This window comes from Colwellia piezophila ATCC BAA-637, assembly GCF_000378625.1.
Taxonomy (GTDB): domain Bacteria; phylum Pseudomonadota; class Gammaproteobacteria; order Enterobacterales; family Alteromonadaceae; genus Colwellia; species Colwellia piezophila.
This window is the reverse complement of the sequence record NZ_KB905169.1, coordinates 212,169-235,494: the sequence shown is the minus strand read 5'-3', so window position 1 is coordinate 235,494 and position 23,326 is coordinate 212,169. Positions and strand designations below refer to the sequence as shown.

Below are 23,326 nucleotides of genomic sequence, written 5' to 3'. Positions count from 1 at the left end.
AAGCGGTGGGCACTGCCTTTAATATAGAGTATGCCAGAGATGAATTGATCGAGCTGATAGTCACTGATGGTACTGTGAAGGTGTTTGATCAACTACAAACAAGTGAAATTGATAGCGAACCTGTTAGCATCAAGGTTGAAGCTGGCAGACAAATCGCTATTGATGGTAAAACTGTTATCACCCCCGATCTGATTAACAATGTTAGCCTGACATCTGACGTAAACCAAACTCTAGCATGGCAAAGTAGATATTTAGTTTTTACCGGTATGCCGCTTGAAGATATGGTTGCTGAAATAACTCGCTATACTGGTGTCGCTATAGAAATCGCTGACAGTGATTTAAAGCAGGTTAAAATAGTAGGTCGATTTAAAACCAATGATCTTGATTCAGTATTATCTTCATTGGATAAATCGTTTGGTATAAAACATCACTGGAATGGTGATAAAATGGTTGTACTAAGTACTAAGTACTAAGTAAAAATAGTCATTATGCTTGCTACAAGTTATGCGGTAGCAGCAAAAACAGCAAGTCAAGTGAGAAGAAATTATTCCTTGTTAGTCAGGACCATTATAAGTTAAGCGGCTGTGAATATTTGATATATTGACGGTCAAATTTACTAATGTAGGTGGTTTGTGATGTTTGGTTTTCTCTTTTTAAATCAAGAGTCTTGTTGGTACTGGCGTTTAGTTTCTTTGCGCGCAGCGTGTCGGTATTTAGAATAGCCTCGCAGGCTAGATGGGTGTGTTAAGGTCAAGGTTCAAAGGATTGACCATAATGCTCTACTGTAATCATTAAGGGTTAAATTATCTTTTTATGAGTAAATAAAACGCTTTCTTTAGCGCTTTTATTTGTCAGTATCAAGCAGGCTTACGTTTGTGCGGGGCCTTGGTGTGCAAAAGGTACCAGATGATTTTCCTAGCGAGACAAAGTCATCTAGCCGAGTATTTAAAACATTTTCATTCAAATAATAAAATAATAAAATAATAATCACAATCAAGGATCTTTTTAATAACATGAAGTATCGATCACTCACCAGTTTATCATGCACTCTACTACTCACTTGTACACCTATAGCTTTTGGTGCAACAACCCTTAGCCCTGAGGCAAATAACGTAGTAAGCAACAACACAGAAATATTTACCGTTACTGGCACCCATATTCCCGATCAGAGCGAGGCAGCTAGTCTGCCAAAATTTACTATTTCAGCTGAAGATATTGCCGCATTAGCCCCCAACAGCTTTGCCGATGTGCTCGCAGGAGTACCCGGCATAGACATTTTTGAACAGGGAGGTGCAGGTGGCCTCACCTTCTTGTCAATACGCGGTGGCGATCCAAACTTTGTGGTGATACTTATCGATGGCGTCAAGGTAAACGATCCGACCAACAGCCGTGGAGGCGCTTTTGATTTGGGTACTATTGATCCCGCAGTGATCGACAAGGTTGACGTATATTATGGCAGTTTTTCAACCGTTTATGGCAGTGATGCCCTAGCTGGTGTGGTGAGTATCGAAACCAAGAAATATTCTGCTGAGCGCAGCGGAACAGCCAGTGTTAAAGTGGGCTCGAATGGTATGTTTGGTGGCTCTGTTCACTTAGGCGTAGCGCTTGCTGACCTTGCCAAATTGAGTGTTATTGGTTCATTCCAACGGGGTGATGACAGCACCTTTGGCGATGCATTTGAACGTCAGGAAATCATTGCTTCCTTAAACTCAGTTACTGACAGTATGACCCAATGGAATATGGGCTTCTTCTATGCGGGGGGTGAAGCTGCCACTTTCCCTGAAGATAGCGGCGGAGATCGTCTTGCCGTTATTCGTGATCCCGAAACACGTGACTTTACCCAAACCAATGCCATTGCCCAAGTACAACATAGATATAGTGATGCTATCAAGTTTGATTTAAATAGTGCCTGGTCCAAGCGTGAAGAAGATATTTCCAGCCCTGGCATTGCCCCTGGTGTGATTGATGGTGTTCCAGCAATAGACAGTATCAGCAACTATGAACGTTTGGATATTAGTGCCACGGCTAGCTATGAGATATCACCAAAGTATACCATCGCATTGGGTGGCGCCTATGCAAAAGAGGATGGTGGCATGAAGAGCATCATTGACTTTGGTTTTCCGGTGCCTGCGGATTACACCCTGAAAAGAACAACTGAGTCTATTTTTGCTGAGGCTCGACTTAACCCGCTTGAATCACTTCATTTCACTTTAGGTGTACGTTACGACAAAGCGGATCAAATTGATGTCACTACCGCTCGATTGATCAGTCGTTATCAACTCAGTGCTACAAGCACCATCTCGGCACAATATAGTGAAGGATTTAAACTCCCTAGCTTTTTCGCGGTAGCTCACCCTTTTGTCGGAAATCCCGAATTAAAACCGGAGCAAAGTAAAAATTATGATGTCAGTATTGACAGTGATTTTTTCACCAATAGTTTGACTACTAGAGTCAGTATTTACAAAAATATTTTCACTGACCTTGTCGATTTTGACCCTATTGCCTTTACTAATGTTAACCGCTCTAAAGTTACTGCGGAAGGTATAGAAGCTCACTTAGCTTATCAGGCTAATGAGCAATTAAGTCTCTCTGGACAATTTACTTATAACAAGATGGATATCGATGAAGAAGGCGTGGTACTCAGAAGACGGCCCGAATTTAAAGCCAGTTTTCAGGTGAACTACCAGCCGACCGAGCAGCTTTCACTTACTGGCCGACTAGTTGCAAATGATAGTTTTTATGATAGCTCGGTGCCTACAGGGATGATTAAAATGCCAAGTTACAACCACATTGACTTGTCTGCAGCCTGGTCTCCTATTGATAGCTTGTTGTTACGCTTACATGTTAAAAACATTCTAGATAACGACAAGGAACAAGCGGTTGGCTTTTATAACGTAGGGCGTAGTCTGACATTAAGCCTGAGTAAAGAGTTCTAACTAACCCGAGTTAATGTTAGATGTCCTGTTCGCACCATTATTGCAGTTTTTGGGCGGTATATAATCCAAAATATAGTTTTTATTATTGTTTAAGGTGTTTTTTGGATGAATATTGGGATATTAATAAGAGCTATAAGCATGACGCAAACAGTTTAGTGTAATTGTGAATGCTGTTATCTGATTTTGGTTGCTAATTCAGATGTAAGCTATTGTTCTCAAATGACTGGTACTGCTACTATTTTTCTACCAATAGTACAGCGGCTTACGTGTAAGTTGTTGTATCTATACTGTTTATGCTGTTTAGGTGAGCATTCTTGAGGGGGCTGTGCGTCTACAAATTATGTTAGCTTGTTTACAATAAGATAACCTATAAAAATAGACCGTTTAAAAAGTTTGATTTAGTTCCAACACCTCACCCGTAATACAACTTATAGAAATTTTTAAACAGAGAGTAGCAGCTTTTCTTTGTATTTTGCTTCGTTCACGAGGAAAACTTACTTACCGCAGGGCAATATGCTGAATTTGTATTTTTGTCATAAAGGTTGTTCTGATTGGCAATTGTTTTTGACCCATGTGCGTAGGCGAGGTCAGGGATTTTTTCTTTGTTTGAACGTATAAAAATTAATCTAATATCGTAACCTAGGCTTTATTTTCCTTACTCACTTTAGGAGCGTTAGCGCCATAAAGTATATATTCTAATGTCAGCTATCTTTGAAAGTTGTGAATATAAAAATGGATGTACAATATTTTGCTCCACTCTATGAAAAATAAACTTAGATCAATTGAGATACTTTCCGAATATTATTAACCCTTATTGTGGTTGTATTGGTCTATATCAGAGTTGTTTATTCGGAATTTAAGAGCTAACTAATTGATTTTTATTGTTTAGGTGTAGGTCTTGAAAACCGGCGAGGGTTTATAGCCCTCCTAGAGTTCAAATCTCTATCTCACCGCCACATTAAGAAAAACCCGTTAATCGAAAGATTAACGGGTTTTTTGCTTTTTAGATAATAAAAACCGAACAAGGGTTTGTAGCGAAATACCTACAGTAGAGTTCCAATCTGGATTCACCGACACATTAGAAGAAACCGGTAATCGAAAGATGAGCGGTTTTTTTCGCCTTGAGTTTAGTAGTCAAACGAATAAAGGGTTTGTAGCACAACACCTTTTACAGAGTTCAAACCTTTATCTCACCGCCACATTAAGAAAAGCCCGTTACTTCTGTAACGGGCTTTTTGCTTTTCAGATTATACAAACCCAACAAGGGTTTGTAGCGTAATACCTACAGTAGAGTTCAAATATCAATCTCACCGCCACATTCAAAGGGCTGCACAATGTGCAGCCCTTTCTCGTTTTAGACACTTCTTAATACTTTCCGAATAAAAATGACCGATTCATAGTCCATTTCACTTTCAATTTATAAAAATTCATTCTGGATTTTATGTGAAATTGATCATCAGATCTATCTCAATGGGGCACTTAGCGAGACAGGTTTAGTAGTAAGTATTAGCGTTCGTTGATTAAAAACCTAACTAATAAATTTTGGTAGGTTTGGGCTTCCCAGAATTCTGCAGATTAGTTACTTTTAGTGGCGAGGCGATTTATCTTTCCTTTAAATAATCACCGTTATTGAATTTTATATCCGTTTTAAGCTTACATATTACTTATTTCACCGTTATCGGTGATTTAATGTTGCGTTATTCATTCTTTTACCTATAATCACTTCTATTGGTGATTAATTTGAAGAGAGCGTATGGCAAAGCAAGTCATTCCAACAGAAATGCCGAATGAGTCATGGATAACAGAACCAGCTATTTTAGGTGCTGTGATTAAGGCTAAACGAACGGCAATTAGGATGAAATTAAGTGATTGTGCCACGCTTTGCGGTATTGGCATTAATACACTTTCACGTATCGAAAATGGCAATCCCAATAGCACACTTGGCGCTGTATTTTCTGTTTTGAATGGATTAGGTATAAAGCTTTCTACTTTAGAACAGATAGATAAACCTAGCATTAAAAATGATTGGGTATAAAAATGTCTTATTCTTTAGATGTAGTTTATGGCTTACAAGTCATCGGCCAATTAAGCCAGCACATAGAGTCAGGCTTACTCGAACTATCATATAGTCAAAAGTGGCAAGAATCGGGTTTCGCAATTTCACCTGCTTTAACGTTTGAAAAACAGCATGATAAAGCGGCGGCTTATAACTTCTTAGATAACTTACTTCCTGAAGGTGAAGCCAGAAAATTACTTGCGCAAGATATTGGTGTAAATGAAAAACAGGTATTTCCTCAAATAAGAGCTATTGGTAACGACCTTTCCGGCGCATTCTCTTTTTTATCAGAACAAGTATTGTCAGCAGATAAGGCTGTTTTTAGGTTAATTAAAGTAGCAGAGCTTAGTCACCGTCTAGATCATAAAGAAGATATTGGGCTTTTACAATGGGATGACAAACCAAGATTAAGCGTTGCAGGCGTTCAAGATAAATTAAATGTCTTCTTGAATGAACAAGGTGAGATTGGCCTAGCAGATGGTAGTCTTAGCTCTACGTATATTCTTAAATTTGAGCGTAAAAATTGCGCTAACTTAGTTATTAATGAATATTTTTGCATGAAATTATCACATCTTGTCGGCTTGCCAACATCAGAAGTAACATTAAAACGATTCGGTAAGCATCCAGCTCTTTCAGTTAAACGCTTTGATAGAAGATTTGATGTCACAAATAACAAAGTATTAAGAAAACATGTGATTGATGGCTGCCAAGCGTTAAACCTACCAAGAGATTATAAGTATGAGCGCAACCTAGGTGATGGTCGAGATGTAAAACATATTCGAGACGGGGCTAACCTTGAACAATTATTTAGCTTTTGCCGAAAATCATCTGAGCCAATTGCAAATATGCAATGGTTAATTAATTGGCAACTGTTTAATTTGTTGATTAGTAACTATGACAGCCATGGTAAAAATGTTTCTTTCTTTTATGGTGCTAACGAAACCGTTTTCACCCCCGCCTACGATTTAGTCAATGTAGCTATGTTTGATCAATTTAAACACACCTTAGCAATGGCAATGGGAGATGAATTTGAACCTGACACCATCAATGCATATCAACTGGCTGATTTTGCTGATAGTTGCCAGCTTGATAGAAAGTTAGTCCGTCGGATGCTAATAAAGTTAGCTACCAAGGTATTGAAAATACTTGCGGAAAATAACATTATATCTGAGCTAGAAACAACGGATGTCATTTCTCAAAAAGAAAGTGATTATCTTAATCAAGTAAGCGAGAATATAAAGAAAAGAACGATCCACCTTTTAGAACAAGCTGATGAAGTAGTCTTAATTGAGCTATAGCTATTAGTTTTTATACACATAGAAAAATATTACCTCATAAGTTTCTATCTGATTCTGGGGGGCGAAATCGCCTTAGAGTATGTAATCTAAAGTCAGCTAACATCCATTAATGATTTTCCGAATATTATTAACCTATATTGTGATTATATTGGCTTGTATTAGAGTTGTTTATTCGGAATTCAAGAGATAACTAATTGATTGTTATGGTTTAGGTGTAGGTCTTGAAAACCGGCAAGGGTTTGTAGCACAATACCTTTTACAGAGTTCAAATCTGGATTCACCGCCACATTAAGAAAAGCCCGTTACTTCTGTAACGGGCTTTTTGCTTTTTAGATTATACAAACTGAACAAGGGTTTGTAGCTCAGCACCTACGACGTAGAGTTCAAATCTCAATCTCACCGCCACATTCAAAGGGCTGCCCAATGTGCAGCCCTTTCTCGTTTTAGGCACTTCCGAATATAATCGCTATTTCAGCTCAATCTTTGATAAATTCGTTGTAAGGTTTAGTCTCCGTCAAAGACGTTCTCAACCCAAGAAAGTAATGTTCATTTACCGATGGACTTAGCTTGTATCAAAGCTAATACATCTGAGTATCCTTCGAAACGACAGTTTCAGGTATTATTAAACCTTTTTGTTTGAATTTTTTAACATGGTTTGTTCAACTTGAAAACTGCTCATTTTTCTGGCTGAGAAAAATATTATTATTAATTATAACTACTGTTTGTCATAGTACTTGGCTCATCGACTGAGCATTTCTGTTGAATAAACTTGCGTGACACTCTGTAAGTATTGACAGGGCGATACTTTCAGGCAATGTACCGCCAATATCCAGACCAGCTGGCCCTGAAATTATAAACGGCAGGGTTTGTTCATCAATATTCCCCTGAACTTTTGCCTGAACTTTTGCCTGAGTTATAACCTGTTGTTTTCTGTTATTAGGACCAAGTAAAGCCACATATTGAAGTTTTGTTGATGCCAAAGCCTGCAAAGCTTGAGCGTCAATGGCAACATTGTGGCTCATTAATATAGCGGCGTTTACCTTTTTTTTCTCAACAAAAGTGCTTAGTATCTGAGCATCTCCTTTTATAATGTAGTCAATATTTGAGAAATACTCTTTTCTCGCGTTGGCCGGGCGGGGATCCCACAAAGAGACTTGCCAACCCAATTGTTTTGCCATATTTACCAGAGGATAAGCGTCTATGCCACCCCCAACAACAAGAATGTGGGGCTCAGGTATAATGGGCGTTACTAACCATTCATTTTTATCTAATTGACTAGTTGAAGGGACAACATTGCAATCATTGCCATGTGGCTTCTGGACTAAGGATGCTGAAGCAGCAATGTCTGCTATTTTCTCAGTCTCGAAATACGCCTGTTCATCAGTATTTCCACTAACAACACTTTGGTAAAAATAGCCTGATGAACGTTGCTTAAGTGCATCAAAGACTTGAACTAACGACAAATAATCATTTTGATGATTAACTTGCTGCAACATAATGTAAATAGTGCCGCCACAGCCAATTCCTAAATGAAAAGATAAATCATCTTCGTCTGAACCATCGTAACAAACTGATATAGACTGACCTGTTTGCATTACTTTGCGGGCGTTAATACCTATATCTGACTCTAAACAGCCACCGCTTAACATGCCTAGTTGCTCTCCTTGGCTACTAAACAACATCATGGCTCCTGGTTTTCGATAACAGGGGCCACTGCTTTTATAAATAGTAGCTAATACCCAATCAGACTTATCTCTATTGGGATACCACTTAGCTAATATATCTGACAGATGATTACTCATACCGGACAAACCCTAAACTGCCATTGGTTTAAAAGGTAAATCTCTATAACGCTTACCTGATGCGGCAAAAACTGCATTGCTTAATGCGGGTGCAAAAGGGGCAACACCTGGTTCACCAAGGCCGGTTGGGCTTTTGTCTGAATCGGTAATATGTACTCGAACATTTGGCATATCGGCAATGCGCATAACAGGATAGTCATGAAAGTTTGAGTTAACTACAGCGCCATCTCTAAAGGTGATTTCTGTAGTCAAAGCTAATGACATTCCCATAACAACCGCGCCTTCCATTTGCGCTGTTGCACCATCAATATTGAGTATCTGACCACAGTCAATTGCACAATCTACATTTAATACTTTAATATCGTCATTTTTTACTTCAACATGTACTGCCATGGCAACAAAACTTTTAAAACTATAATGTACCGCTAAGCCTATGCCTTGACCCTCAGGTAAATTTTCCCTGTTATGCCAGTTTGATTTTTCAGCGACCAATGCTAAAACGGCCTTAATCCTTTTAATGTCTTTTTTCTGCTTTTTCTTATTATTATTATCAAAAAGTTGATTTACAAAAGTAAGCGGATCTTTACCCGCTTTATAGGCAAGTTCATCGGCAAATGTACTAAAGGCAAAGCCATAAAAGATGGCATTAACCGCTCTATACCAACCAATTCGGGTATGGGCTTTAGCATCACCTGATTCTACTCTAATGCTTTGTACACCGAATAAATGATTGCTTATCGCACTTAGAGCACCTTTTGGCGCTCTAACGAGTGAGGGGTCAAATAAAGAGGGGATAGAAGGAAAAGCAGCTCTGTGCAACCATCCGGTAACATTTCCTTGCTCATCCATTGATGCTTCTATGTGTTGGGCATTAATTGAATGATAATAACCGGTACGCATGTCTTCTTCACGTGACCAAATAAGCTGAATAGGGACACCAGTTTTTTCAGAAATCACTGCGGCTTCATGGACATAGTCACATTTGAATTTCCTGCCAAATGCGCCACCAGCCATCGCGACATGCACAACGATATCGGTAGGCTCACGTTTTAAATATTGGCCTAATACTTTTTGAATATCTACAGGGCTTTGCGTTGAAGCCCAAACTTCACAACTGTCTTTTTGCACCCATACTACACTCGCATTAGGCTCCATTGGAGAATGGGAAAGGTGTCCGCCAGTATAGGTAGCTTTGTGTTTGTGTTTTGATTTTTTCAACGCTCTATGTACATTTCCGCGTTCTTTTGCCAAGGTTGCTGGCTTTTCCACATTAGCAACGAGTTGTTGTTTATATTCTTTGGTGTTGTAAACAACGTTTTCACCTAAATCCCACTCAACTTTCAATTTTTCTACTGCTTGCTGTGCTGTCCAAGTATTGTCAGCAACCACAGCTACACCGCCAATGGATCCAAATGGTACATCAAAACGAGGGATTTCGATGACATCGGTTACGCCTTTCATTTTTAGCGCAAGTGTTTTGTCGACACTTTTAATACTGCCACCTAATACCGGGCAGTGAATCATAGCGGCATATTTCAGGCCAGGCATTTTAGTATCAACCCCGTAAGTACGCTTTCCTACTACCACCTCATTTTGGTCGTGTCGGGCTAGTTCCTTGCCGATGTAGTTGAATTCACTTTTCTTTTTAAGGGTAACTGTGTCAGGAATCGGCATGTTTTTAGCGATGCTCGCTAACTCACCAAACCCCAGCTTCTGTTGATTGAGTTTATTAATTACAAAATGAGATTGTGCATAACAGTTATCAGGTGACGTTTTCCAGACCTTGGCTGCAGCGGCAATTAACATCAATTTTGCCGTAGCGCCGGCTTTTCGCATAGGTAGGTACATCTTACGAATACTCGCGGAACCACCCGTAGCTTGAGGGCCAAATTTTTCGTCTGCATCACCTTGTTTCACGGTAACGCGCTGCCAATCAGCTTCCATTTCATCAGCGACAGCAGAAGGCAGGGCAGTACTGATGCCTTGTCCCATTTCACAACGACCGCAATAAATAGTGGTATCACCATTTTCATCAAGGTGAATAAAGGCATTCAGCTCTGTACTGCTATCTTCTATAATGCCTTTTTCGGCTAATACATTGCCAGGCAATGCAATACTAATGCACAGACCACCCGTGGCAACACCTACTATTTTTAAAAAATGTCGACGACTTACAGTTGAGTTACTCATGTTAAGCTTCCTTACTTAGCGTGTCTGCGGCTTCTGAAATTGCCTTTGTGATGCGTTGATAAGTACCACAGCGACAAATATTGCCCTGCATTGATGCTTCTATTTCTTCTATCGTCGGGGCTGGATTTACCGCCAGTAAACTCGCTGCATTCATAATTTGCCCAGCCTGACAATATCCACACTGCGGCACCTTATTATTCAACCAAGCTCTTTGCAAGGCATGGTCACCATTTTCAGATAACCCTTCAATGGTAGTTATCTGTTTATCAACTAAGGTACTAACCGGAGTGATACAAGAACGTATCGCTTGTCCGTTTACATGCACAGTACAAGCACCACATAACCCTTTTCCACAGCCAAATTTTGTGCCGGTGAATTCTAATTCATCACGAAGAAACCACAGTAGTGGCATATCAGAATCGACATTAATCTCATGTTTTGTTCCGTTGATAATTATTGACTGTTTCATAAGTCTGCATCCTATTTTATTGTCATTATAGATTCAAAGTGCGTACAAATAGCTTGTTTAGCTATTTGTAATTTAAAGGGGGTCCAGGCATGTGATGCTGCCAAGTAGCATATTTAAAGTAGCCGTAATCTTATAAAGTAACAATAGTTAATCCTCAATTTTCTGTAGAACAGTTTGCTAGCCTTTAATCTAACTTGGTTAGATTATATAAAGTACATTGCTTGTTATACACTTGTAAAGTCGTCGCGAAGCAATGACTAATATGGTCAGCAGCAATTAATCATCCTGAAAGGCTTGAGCACTTAGTTTAGTGCCGAGGCTTAGTTATATAAGCAAGGAGATTTAATAACAGTGTATCCGCGACAGGATCATCACCTAAGTGAGGCACTATTCGCATGGTAGATAATAGTAATGTGCCTTTACCATGTTTAACTTCTGATAAGTCTGAGCCAGACCAAACATCGCCAGTACCTTTATAATGACGCTTCATTAAGGTCATATCAGGAAAATTATCATTAGCAACGACGGTAACTATTGGTTTAGTGTTTAAGTTAATCATGCTGATTTTTGCCCGAACATTTTCATAAACACCTTGCATGGCTTTGCTAGACGGAAGTCCCTTGAAAATAGGATGGTCGGCAACAACATGACTCATGCCGCCCCATAATCCTTGAGAGGCTTTCATTTTAATATTAATAGGCATGTTCATTGAGAAGCCTTTACCTAATACGCCGTCTTTCCATTTAGGGCCTATGTAGGGGAACTGCACGTAGGTGACTTTGCCACCACGTTTGGCAAAGTCAGATAACTGTTTATTCAACGCTACTTGCTGCTCTTGTTTCTTAAGTTTCATCGCCACAAGTACCGGCGTATTTATCGATGTATTATTATTGAATGCTGAAAACTTAATGCCTTGTTTGTTTAAGAAGCTTTTAACACTACCGGTTTGGTCAACGACTGCAAACGCACCAATAGCATTATTGCTTTTGACGCTAAAGACATCAAAGTCAAAGTTATTGGCTGCTATCGAGTTGCCATGGTTATCTATAATTTCAGCATTAACGGTATAGGTACCTGTTAACTTATCGGTTGTTATCTTTTGATCAAGTAAATCTGATATAGCATGTTCAAAATCTATATTGGATTCAGTTTGCCAAATTGTTTTACCTTGCGAGTTTTTAACCGATAGCTTAAATGTACCTGAAATTTTTTCATTATCATTTATTCCTTTAACGGTAATTCTTACCTTCTCCCCTTGATAAGCAGAGCGAGGGAAGGTTCGAATGGTTAAAATACGCGGCTTGTTTGCCATTTGGGTACGGGTGTAAACGGCTGGTTTAGGGTCACGCCAAATATCAAGCAATCCTGCGCCCATCACCCAGTCACCACCGGTTAAGGCATGCACACAATAGCCAGCTATTTTAGGGTTAGCACGGGTAGCTTCAATCATTCTTGCATTAGCTTTACCATGAATTTCTTGTTGCTCATTATAGAAATCAAGCGGTGTTGCATAAATATCGCTTAATTGTGAAGTCAGTAATTCATTTAGTTGACTGCCTAATTGCTGATGATAACGAGTAGGGGGCGCAATAGGATTGCCTTCTTTGGAAAAACGGGCATTAACTTTATCAAAGTCAACATAGCTGCCATAACCTAATTCAGAAACAAATGACATTGCCCCAGTCTTTAAGTTATGACCAATAGGCTTACCTTTAATATTAAGCTTTTTTCGTTCTTCTTTGGTATAAGAAACACCCAAGAACTTATCATAAAAAGCGTTGGTAACATTGGGGCCAGGGTAGGTATGTACGTCATTAAAAGAGATAAAGTCGCGCTCATTGGGCAAATAAACTTTTGCACCAAATGCCCAACCACCTGACTCATCAAGAATTAAGCGAGAAGGGTCAATATCTCTCGCCATCATTGAGGTTTCAGCCATCATTTGTTTTAAAATAGGTCGGCGTACTTCGTTATATAATTCCCACATAACAACACTGGCGCGATTGCGATCACGAAGTATCGTTTGTTTTAATTCAGCAATAACTCTGTTGGGTAAGTCAGGTGTACTTACCGGTAAATCCATGCACTCAAGTGCCGGTGAGCCTATGACCAAAACGCCGATTTCATCGGCTAAATCTAACCATTTAGGTGGCGGTGGACGGCGCCATGGGCGGATCATGTTAAAGCCTGCTTCTTTAGCCAGCCTTATTTCTTTTCGTGCCATGTTTATATCAACCGGTGTGGCAATACCTACCGGATATACCCCTTCAAGAAATACCGCTTTTACGTATATTTCTTTACCATTTAGCACAAAACGTTTGTTGTTAATAGAAAACTCACGTAAACCAAAACGATCACTAACGGTATCACTGATTTTACCTTGACTCTCAATACTCACGGTTAGTTTATATAGGTTAGGGCTACTAGGTGACCAAGTTTTAGCATTGGGAATATCAATCGTTTCAACAAGTTGATTTTGGCCTGCCTGAAATTTGTGTTTGATTTTTTTGGTTACGACAACTTTGTTGGTCGCCACTTCAGTTATTTCAAAACTTACTAGATCTTGGCTAGAAAACTCACCAAAGTTGGTCGTTGATAAAGTGACTTTAGCTTGGCTTGTTCGATAGTTTGGTTGAACATAAATATCCTTAATATAACTTTTACCCGTAGTAACCAGGCGAACTGACTGCCATATCCCACCACTAATACCACCACGCCACTGTGGTGTTTCCATGGCGCCAAACCCATCGATTACTTTGTCAGTGTCTAATAAAATAGGGCCGAGCACTCGTAAGGTGATGACATTTTCTTTATCAAAGTTCAACATTGAATCAATGCGGAAACTAAAAGGGGTAAAACCTCCTTCATGCACGCCAACAACATGGTCATTAAGGTAAACTTCAGCACGATAATTGACCGCATCGAACGAAATATGGGTGATTTTATCTTGCCACTTTTTCGGGGCAGTAAAAGTACGGCGATAAAGAGCAACACCCTCATAGTCTTTTTCTTTTAGTTCCCAAACACTGGGAACCTCAATGTTTCGAATATTTGTTTGGGCAAGAAAGTTCTTATTTTTATAGAGTTTTTGAGCTCTTGAAATGTTTTCTTTGTCAAAAATAATCTGCCATGTACCGTTAAGTGATACTGTGTTTTCATGTTTTTGTTGTGCAATTACATTTGTACTAAAGACAATAAATAGTATTAAAAATGATTTGATAATATTGCTCACTAGAACAGTTCCTTAAAATGATAATGTTAGAGATATTTTTTAAATAGAATAAAGGGATAACGTTCCCAAATGATTGGTGTTACTGTATATAACTCTGTTTGTAGATGCAAGAATAAGAATTTAGTTAAGGTGAAATCGATGTCTATTTGGTTGAGGTTTTTGTATTGTTTTTCGTTAGTTATTTTTTGTGGAACACTACAAGCTCAAAGTAATTACTCTCTTGGTGGAAATCAAAATAGCAGTATCGATTCTCAACCTACTCGTTGGCAGGCGAAGTGGCTCTGGGGTCATGGGAATAGTTCGATGCAGTTATTTAGGCGTAGCTTCGAAATTAAAGGAAAACCAGTCAATGCTACGCTGCATATCAGTGCATCGAGTGTATACCAGTTATATGTTAATGGTGTTTATATATCACGAGGTCCGGCAAGGAGTGCTCCTCATCATCAGTCTTATGATACTTGGCAACTTGAAAGTTTATTAACCGAAGGTGAAAATCTTATTGCGGTTAAAGTGCACTTTAAAGACAGCGTAAATAGTTATCAACATCAAACACGTGCTGGTCTATTGGCTCAATTATCACTACAGACTGATGATGAAGCAACGATAATAATTAGTGATGAAAACTGGTTAACTCATGTTGATGCAAGTTGGGATGTAAATGAAATAAAAATGAGTCGTTTTCATCAACAAGTTAATGACTTGGTCGATTTGAATAAGTCACTAAAAAATTGGCAACAACTTGATTTTAACGATAATGGTTGGCGTCAAGCACAAGTATTAATGCGCAATGTTGGTTGGCCCAAACCACAAAAGAATGATAACGCCTCTTCTTTTACTCCGCCATGGACAGCATTAGTTGCTCGTGATATTCCTAAATTGAATGAAAATAAAGTCAGAGCTAAACGTCTCATTTTTGCTGGACAGGTTGATGACTACCTACTTAATACCGATACCTTTCCAAAAAAGTTAAGTAAAATTCCTATCATTAAATTGAATAATAAAATAGCGCCTTTAATTGAATCACAGATAAATAATTGGCATGAAGATGGAAGTATAACGTTACCTAAATCAGCTAGGCCTTGGTTATTGGTTTTTGATTTTGGTCAGGTCCGAAATGGCTTGCCTTTTTTCAAATTACAAGGAGCAAAAGGTAGTAAAGTAGAAGTGATCAGCAAACCCTTTATGCTAAATAATGAATTTGGCTATCACACCATAGACAGCAATTTAATTGACCAAGTTTATCTGTCGGGTGAACAAGATACTTGGCAGGCAACTTATTTTAAACCTGCGCGTTATTTGGGGTTACTTGTATCAACCGAGAAAAAACCGTTAACAATTGACGATTTTGGCATTCATGAAATTAGTTACCCCTTTGAACTAAAAGGGAAAATATCTTCTCAACAATCGCCTTGGCTAGATAAATACATGCAAGCGACAGCGAAAACGATAAAAGCTGCGACCACTGATGCCTTCACTGATAATTACCGCGAACGCCGGCAGTATTCACAAACGGGCTTTTATGCTGCGCTAGGTAACTATTATTTATTTGCTGATCAGCATTTACAAAGACGATATTTACTGCAAGTTGCCCAAGAACAGTATGCCAATGGTTTAATGCCAGCCTACGCACCGCAAATGAACAATAATTTCATGGTGATTTTAGATTCTAACTTGTTGTGGTTAAGTAGTTTACATCATTATTTTTTGTATACCGGTGATGAAAAAACAGTGCGAGATTTATTGCCCTCTGCAGATAAACTACTGGGTTTGCTTGCTAATTATACTAATGAAGATGGCTTGTTAGATGAACCTCCTTTTGCCTATTGGTTAGATCATGCCAAAAATGATCGGCGTGGGGCTAATTTAACCTTAAATGGTCATTACCTACATGCATTGGAAAATTATGCTCAAGTATTAGAGTGGCTGGGTGTTAAAGGTAGCGATAACTATCGTCAGCAGGCAAAACGGATGCGAAAGGCGATACAAAATAAATTTTGGCATCAGAAAAAAGGACTTTTTGTTGATGCGCTTATCAATAACAAACTAGGTCAAGGCAAACAGTCGAGTCAGTTTAGTGAACATGCTAATGCTATGGCATTGGCACTAAACATAGCGACAAAAGAGCAAGCCAATAGGGTTATCAAACACTTGTTAAAAGATGATGACAATAATCTTATTAGCCGTTTTGATAATATGACTGTTGTCACCCCTGCGATGTCTTATTATTTGCATAAAGGCATCGCGAACTATGGCTATATTGATGAGTCATTCGCTTTATTGAATGAACGCTTTGCTCATATGTTATCCCCACAATATAACGGTACATTTTGGGAAGAGTGGTGGCTAAATGGTACGGGACGGTCAGGAAAATTTGTTGATAACGGCAGAACACGATCAGATGCCCAAACTGAAAGTGCATTTGCACCAGCTTTATTTGCACAGTTTTTAGTTGGTGTTGAGCCTATTTCACCAGGCATGAAAACCATTAAATTGTTTAATCGTTTTCATTCATTTGCAAATTTAACCGCAACAATTCCTACACCATATGGAAAATTAAAAATAAATTGGCTGAAGGACGCTAATCAAAAGCAACTTAAGATAACCATTCCCAAAGGAGTGCAGGTAGAATTAGATCCGGTCACATTTTCAGGTAATTCATATGCAGGCACTACCTTATCTGCAGGTGTTCATCAATTCTTGCTAACAAATATTCAGACGGATTAAGAGCCATTTATGACGAAACATATATTAATTACAGGTGCATCTTCAGGCATAGGCAAACAACTTGCCATTAAATTATCTCAACAGGGATACACCCTAAGCTTGTGTGGTCGACAACAAAAAAAACTGAATAATACCCTTGAGCAACTTGATGATAGGGTAAAAATATACTCAGAGACTTTTTGCTTATCTGAACTGGATAGCTTAACTAAATTTGTAAAACATGCGCAGAAAAAATTAGGACCGATAGATATTCTAGTAAACTGTGCCGGATTAAACTCTTCGCGGGCACCTGCGAGCGATCCAGACTGGAAACAGTTACAACACATGTTAGATATTAACTATTTTGCACCTTTGCGGTTAATTCATGCCGTGTTGCCAAGTATGCGAGAACGAAGCCGTGGCATCATACTCAATGTGCTTTCCACTACTTGTTTGTTTGCCAACCCAAATACTGCTCAATATTCTGCCAGCAAGGCAGCACTTGATATGCACACTAAAGTTTTACGAAAAGAACTTAATGGCAGTGGAATTAAAGTATTGTCGCTTTACCCTGGCGGGGTAAATACTGACTTTAGAGCAGCAGACCGACAAGAGTATTTGCAAGCAGAAGACGTGGCCGAAGCTGCACTATCAATGCTATTTACCTCCGATAACAGCCATATTCATGAACTGATTATTCGTCCAGAAATTGAAATGAATTATTGATAATTAAAACATAACCATAGGGTTTATTGATATATGAGTGAAAATAAAAATAATATGTTGTCACGACGTCGGTTTTTAAATAAATCACTTACCTTTGGCTCAGCAGCTGTAGTGGGAAGTACAGGCTTCTTTAGCATGTTTAATGCTCGACAAGCGCTTGCACAATCATCAACAGATTATAAAGCGCTTGTTTATGTTTTTCTTGCCGGTGGCAACGATGCTAACAATATGATCGTACCAACAGGCGAGGGGGTTTTAAGGCAACGCTATGATGACTCTCGGGGAGTTGTCGCTTTAGCTGAGAATACATTACATCCATTGTCTTTAAAGAAAGCCGCTCAAGTTTATGGGGGCGACACTTCTAATGAATTTGGTTTACACCCAAGTTGTAGTGATATGGCAGACATGTTCAATCAAGAAGAATTATCCTTTATTTGCAATACCGGTAATTTAGTTGAACCCACTACACGTGAACAATTCAAAAATAAGACCGTGTCACTACCACCCCAGCTTTTTTCTCATGCAGATCAGCAAAAACAATATCAGAGCGAGCCAACCAACCCCTTTCGTTATGGCTGGGGTGGCAGAATTGCGGAACTAACCAGCACTTATAATACCGATGGCTTTGTATCCCCGTTAATTTCAACGTCAGGGCTTAACTCCTTTCAGGTAAGTAAAAACAGCTTAATAAACCCCTTTGTTATGAATAAAAATGGCGTAACGAACTTAAATGGCTTTAGTGGCGCACGTAAAACGATGGTTGAGCGATATTTTGCCAATGCTGATGATATTAACAACTTGATGGGGAAAAAATACCAACAAACATTTACTAGTGCAAGACATGCACAACAAGTGCTAAATACAGCGTTTGATATTGCTGATGGCACGGGTGTAAATTTTAATAGCATTTTTGAACAGGCGGGGGCTTCGGAGTCAAATGTAGGTAAACAGCTAAAAACCATTGTTAAACTTATTGCGGGTAAAAGTTCAAATACAAATAATCGTCCGGTCTTTTTTGTAAAAATGGGTGGTTTTGATACCCATAAAAATGTCTTAGCTGATCATCAGTTACTGATGACTGATTTAAATAACGCGTTAAAAGCTTTTAGAGATTGCTTAGTTGCCTTAGGTGATTTTGATAAAGTGTTAACCTTTTCTGGTTCTGAATTTGGTAGAACATTAACACCCAATAGTACCAATGCGAATGCAGGAACAGATCATGCTTGGGGCGGTCATGCTATGTTAATGGGCGATATGGTTAATGGTGGTAAATTTTTTGGTCAACACCCTGATCTACAAGTTGGGCAAGGGCTTGATTCAGATAGTAAAAGAGGTCGTTGGATTCCTACCACATCAACATCTCAAGTGAGTGCCGTAATCGCCCATTGGTTTGGTGTAGAAAAATCTGAATTAACGTCTATATTTCCTTCCTTGGCTAATTTTGATGACCCATTTAGTGAATTATCTAACCTTGATTTATTCAAAGTAGGGGAGATAGCGTAATGAAAAATTATTTAGCATTTTTATTAACCACCGCTTTATTAACAGCTTGTGGTGATTCCGCTGAACCTGAGAAACCAAAAATTGCAGAGCCGGTGATTAAACCCAGTATATCAATTACTCAAGTAACAGCCGTGGCTGTGGAAGCCAGTAGTACTTTTGCAAAGTTCAGTATTGCACGTACCGGAACAACTAGCGCGCTGGAGATTAGTTTTATAGCTTCAGGACACAGTGATGAAACAATGGGGTCTACAGAAGCCGGTGATTATAAATTAGTCTATGCAGACGGTAGTGATGTTGGCTCTACATTTGAATTAGCCGAGAATCAAAACAGCCGAATCATTGAAGTACAGCCCATTGATGATAATTTACATGAAGTACCTGAGACATTAACGCTAACAATTTCTGAAGGTTCGAGTTACCAAGTCTCAAGTAATTACACTAGTAGTATTGTAATTATTGACGCTGAAAACACCAATGAAAATGGTAAGGTGTTTATTGGCTATTTTTCCCCTCAAGGTAATGCAATTACAACGGCTACAGGTTTAATGAGCTTGGTTCTACAAGGTGATAATAAGCAAGCACTGCTAAGTTATCAATTTGAAGGTTTAGGATCAGTTCAAACAGATCAACATATTCATTTAGCCCCATCAGGAACAATGATTAAGGACATTGAACACTTAGGTGGCATAAACAATTATGTTTGGGATTTATCACCCGGTGGGCCATTTACCACAAGACAACAAATGTTAGATGTACTCTTTGCTGGTGAATTTTTTATCAATATTCACACCGCAGAATACCCATCAGGTGAAATATCAGCATTACTTAATTTGGATTCAACCGTTACTCCTCCTGAAAATAGCACGTTAACCAGTGAAGACATTGATAGAGATATCATTCGCTTCTTAACGCAAGCAACCTATGGAGCAACGCCTGAAACTTATCAAGCCCTGAGAGATAAAATTGATGAAACGGGTAGTAATCGCTTAGAAGTGTATGAAGCTTGGATTGACGAGCAGATGTTATTACCTCAAACCAGTATGCTTGAGTTGACCGATGCGACTAACGCATTTTTTCCTGAAGAAGATGGTTGGCATGCGCGCAGAGATTCATTTTGGCCAATTGCCATTTATGGTAAAGATCAATTACGGCAACGAGTGGCATTTGCGTTAAGTGAGATACTGGTTGTTGGTGATCAGGTGACCAGTGTTCGCAAAGCATATCGAGGCGTTGCAGATTATTGGGATATGCTGGCGAGTAATGCTTTTGGTACCTACAGAAATACAATTGAGCAAGCAAGTCGCCATGCAATTATGGGGACATGGCTCAGCCATCTAAAAAATGCAAAAGCTAACCCAGACGATGGTGTTTTTCCGGATGAAAACTATGCCCGTGAAATTATGCAATTGTTTAGTTTTGGTTTAATTCATCGACAAGCTAATGGTGCTATTAAATTAGGTGATGATAGCTTACCAACCGCGACTTATGATAATACGGTAATAAAAGAAATGGCGCGTGTTTTTACCGGCTTAAGTTTTAGTGCAGCCAACAATAACAAAGGTGAAATGGTTGATAATAATTACTTTTTAAAAGGAGAGCAGTTTAATAAATATCAGTATCGCTGGACAGAGCCGATGAAGTTTTTTACTAACTTCCATGATTTCGGTGAGAAAACCCTTTTTAATGATGGTAATCAAAATGTCGTTGTTCAAGCCAGCAATGCGAGTCTCGCCAATGCGGATGCCGAGCTTAGTTATGTTTTAGATAAAATAGTAGCGCATCCAACCACAGCACCGTTTATTGCCAGGCGCTTAATTCAACGTTTAGTCGTATCGAACCCTAGTGCAGATTATATCAATCGTGTTAGCAAAGCTTTTGGGGTCCAGGGTAATTTAAATAAAACCATTAAAGCTATTTTATTAGATCCAGAAGCCAGAAACCCCTCGGTTGCTGACTCAGCAACTTTTGGGAAAGTAAAAGAGCCTATATTACGTTTATCGTCATTAATGCGTTTACTGGAAGCTAGTTCACCCATTGATTTTTCAACCGCAGGGTTGAATTATCAATATAAAGCACAGTTTGATAGTAATGCTACTTTAATGCGCTTGGGGGATTTAGCGCTTGGTCAAAGGAGTTTAGGCTCAGATTCAGTGTTTAATTTCTTTTTACCTGATTTTGCACCGACAGGAGAGTTAGCCAGTAATGCTTTAGTTTCACCAGAATTACAAATGATGACAGAAAGTCAATTATTTACCACCATGAATGTTTTCGATACCTTTTTAGCAAAGGGCTTTGTCCGAAATTCAGCCTATAAGAATAGCGATTATGCTAAAGCCGATTTATTGGTCAAGGTTAAATATGATAGGCTAATCAATATTTGGCAAAACACCTCTGGTACAGATACCGATAAAGCGACTTCAGTCATTGATTACTTAGACTTTTACCTAAATGCAGGTCAATTATCACAAAGTAGTAATTCAGTTACTTATGATGCTGTATTAGACGCTATTGTGAGTAGTTCAGATGAAAGCGTACGGTTAAATCTAGCGGTTTATGGCTTGGTAAACTCACCTGAATTTATGGTACAAAAATAAGGGCATAATATAAAACACTCTATTTTTTGTTGAGTGTTTTTCTATGCTTGTGTAAAGCCATACCTTTAAACTCAGCAGGTATCTTTGATAACTTTTGGCTTTTGCCATGAAACGCCTGCTGTTGTATCTCTACTACAATTATAGTGTGTCCACAAAATGGGGTCAGAGTACATAGCAGCCAGAAGCGTGTCGCTCTGAACGTTAACTTTTGCCACTTTGCGAATCTAATTTTGAATGATAAGCAGACTGTAGCAGGCTGTTTTTGTCCCCACAAAGGTACCTTGTTAAAACTGCATCGAACCATTCTGCTTAAAGTAAATAAACCCGTGTTATTACCTCTAACTTAATCATTTTTACTAAGTGTTTTCATTTCTCGTGAGATTCTTCTGTAACTTTTCGAATCCATCAACTTACCACCGGAAGACCTAAGTAGGGACTTTACTGCGCTACTCAAATTGAACTTTTAAACCTGAATTTTTGACCAGGTTAGTTCTATTCAATTATATGTCGATCAATCTTGTACATTTTTGTTTGCTATACGTCTTATATATATCTATCAAATTTAGGGAAGAATAAATTGTTCTCTTTCTGTATGTGACTATTCAATTATCACATGTTGAGGATAATTAGTTATTTTAACAACAAAGGTAGAAAGAGGGGTAAAGCTAGTTTGAAAACAGATAGAACGTATTTAATTAAATCAACGATAAATAATTTACTTAATCTAATTGTCATGGCAGAGAAAAATGGTTCCAACTTAATAAGTGACATCAAATTGTGTAAGTTATTTAACGTTAGTCGTTCAACGATAAGGGAAGTGATCTTTTGGCTATGTGATGAGCAAATAATACAACGCACAAAAAAATATAAAATTATTTTACGTCAGCCAAAAGCGTGTGATTACTTTTATCTTGATAATAATGAACGTTCAAAATACGATCGGATAGAAACATTTTTTATAAATCAGCTCATGTCTGGCGATTTATTGCCAGGCGATAAGTTCTCCGAATTGGAATTATCTAAAAAATCAGGCTGTACAACATCTACGATAAGAGAGTTTCTCAATAGGTTTTCCAGAAATTGTTTAATTGAAAAGATACCAAGGTCCGGATGGAAAGTGGTGGAATTAGATGAAGAACTGATAATTGAATTAACAGAGTTTAGAGAAATGCTAGAGATTAATTCAATTCTCAATTTACTAAAATTATCACGAGACAATCATATTTGGGATGTTTTTCGGGATATACTCTGTCAGCACCAACAAGTTAGAGATGATTTTGATGAACGCCATAGCGAGTTTCACCAATTGGACAGGCGTTTTCACTGTGCGATACAACAAGCGTCTAAAAATCGTTTCACCAATAAGTTTTTCGATATAGTATTTCTGGTCTGCCATTACTACTCTTTGTGGGATAAAAAAGGCAAACTAGCAGCTACAAAAATAGCTTTAGATCAGCACATTGAATTGCTAACCTACCTACTGAGTCACGATGGTGTTAATGCTATTTTAACGATGAAAACAGTAATGCAGTCTACCCAAAAAAACTTACTGGTCTGCGTAAAAATATTAAATACTAAACAAAGCAATACAATATACATCAACTAGACATAGCTTGCTCTTCGATAAAGACTGTTTTTTTTAAAGTTGCTGCCATTTAAGTTTGGGGCTGCTTTAGTGGTAAATGTTTTACATTCATAATAACAAACGCTATAAAAAATAATATTAAGGGGACACTCTTGTGCTCAATTGATGATGTCCTTGCTTAACCAAGGCTATTCTCCCAAATTAGAGCAAGAAACTTCTGCTGTCATTATTA

At 38.5% G+C, this 23,326-nt stretch carries 13 protein-coding genes; 9 read left to right on the top strand and 4 right to left on the bottom strand.

Features of this window, described 5'->3' with window-relative positions; translation table 11 throughout:
- The 4 genes from F580_RS0117100 to F580_RS0117080 all read left to right on the top strand — a co-directional run.
- Window positions 1-473: FecR family protein (locus F580_RS0117100; RefSeq protein ID WP_019028972.1), on the top strand; the 473-nt coding region annotated here is incomplete at its 5' end.
- Window positions 474-1,013: 540 nt separating this feature from the next.
- On the top strand, window positions 1,014-2,936 hold the full coding sequence (locus F580_RS0117095; protein ID WP_019028971.1) for a TonB-dependent receptor plug domain-containing protein: 1,923 nt from the start codon (window positions 1,014-1,016) through the stop codon (window positions 2,934-2,936).
- A 1,753-nt stretch (window positions 2,937-4,689) separates the two neighbouring features.
- Entirely contained in the window at window positions 4,690-4,971 is a 282-nt protein-coding gene (locus tag F580_RS0117085; protein ID WP_019028969.1) for a helix-turn-helix domain-containing protein, read from the top strand.
- Between the two features lie 2 nt (window positions 4,972-4,973).
- A complete protein-coding gene (locus F580_RS0117080) occupies window positions 4,974-6,290 on the top strand; it encodes a HipA domain-containing protein (RefSeq protein ID WP_019028968.1) in 1,317 nt (438 codons plus the stop codon).
- Between the two features lie 725 nt (window positions 6,291-7,015).
- Here F580_RS0117080 and F580_RS0117075 read toward each other — a convergent pair.
- The 4 genes from F580_RS0117075 to F580_RS0117060 all read right to left on the bottom strand — a co-directional run bounded on the left by F580_RS0117075 (window position 7,016) and on the right by F580_RS0117060 (window position 13,983).
- Window positions 7,016-8,092 (bottom strand): XdhC family protein, encoded by a 1,077-nt coding sequence (locus F580_RS0117075; RefSeq protein ID WP_019028967.1) that lies wholly within the window; start codon window positions 8,090-8,092, stop codon window positions 7,016-7,018.
- A 12-nt stretch (window positions 8,093-8,104) separates the two neighbouring features.
- Window positions 8,105-10,282 carry a xanthine dehydrogenase family protein molybdopterin-binding subunit gene (locus F580_RS0117070; RefSeq protein WP_019028966.1) on the bottom strand — a complete coding sequence of 726 codons (2,178 nt, stop codon included), beginning with the start codon at window positions 10,280-10,282 and terminating at the stop codon, window positions 8,105-8,107.
- A gap of 1 nt (window position 10,283) precedes the next feature.
- A complete protein-coding gene (locus F580_RS0117065) occupies window positions 10,284-10,751 on the bottom strand; it encodes a (2Fe-2S)-binding protein (RefSeq protein ID WP_019028965.1) in 468 nt (155 codons plus the stop codon).
- A gap of 307 nt (window positions 10,752-11,058) precedes the next feature.
- The gene (locus tag F580_RS0117060) at window positions 11,059-13,983 is read right to left on the bottom strand and encodes a glycoside hydrolase family 2 protein (protein WP_019028964.1); all 2,925 of its coding nucleotides are present in this window, start codon (window positions 13,981-13,983) and stop codon (window positions 11,059-11,061) included.
- Window positions 13,984-14,121: 138 nt separating this feature from the next.
- On the opposite strand from F580_RS0117060, the gene F580_RS0117055 reads away from it, so the two are divergent.
- The 5 genes from F580_RS0117055 (at window position 14,122) to F580_RS24850 (ending at window position 23,115) form a co-directional block, all read left to right on the top strand.
- Complete coding sequence (locus F580_RS0117055) at window positions 14,122-16,707, top strand: alpha-L-rhamnosidase-related protein (RefSeq protein ID WP_019028963.1); 2,586 nt, start codon at window positions 14,122-14,124, stop codon at window positions 16,705-16,707.
- Between the two features lie 9 nt (window positions 16,708-16,716).
- Window positions 16,717-17,412 carry an SDR family NAD(P)-dependent oxidoreductase gene (locus F580_RS0117050; protein ID WP_019028962.1) on the top strand — a complete coding sequence of 232 codons (696 nt, stop codon included), beginning with the start codon at window positions 16,717-16,719 and terminating at the stop codon, window positions 17,410-17,412.
- Window positions 17,413-17,445: 33 nt separating this feature from the next.
- Window positions 17,446-18,915: a DUF1501 domain-containing protein gene (locus F580_RS0117045; protein ID WP_019028961.1), complete on the top strand. Its 1,470-nt coding sequence runs from the start codon at window positions 17,446-17,448 to the stop codon at window positions 18,913-18,915.
- Window positions 18,915-21,509 carry a DUF1800 family protein gene (locus tag F580_RS25650; protein ID WP_019028960.1) on the top strand — a complete coding sequence of 865 codons (2,595 nt, stop codon included), beginning with the start codon at window positions 18,915-18,917 and terminating at the stop codon, window positions 21,507-21,509. Before F580_RS0117045 ends, F580_RS25650 begins: the two co-directional genes overlap by 1 nt.
- Before the next feature lie 670 nt (window positions 21,510-22,179).
- On the top strand, window positions 22,180-23,115 hold the full coding sequence (locus F580_RS24850; RefSeq protein WP_019028958.1) for a GntR family transcriptional regulator: 936 nt from the start codon (window positions 22,180-22,182) through the stop codon (window positions 23,113-23,115).
- Window positions 23,116-23,326: the final 211 nt, after the last annotated feature.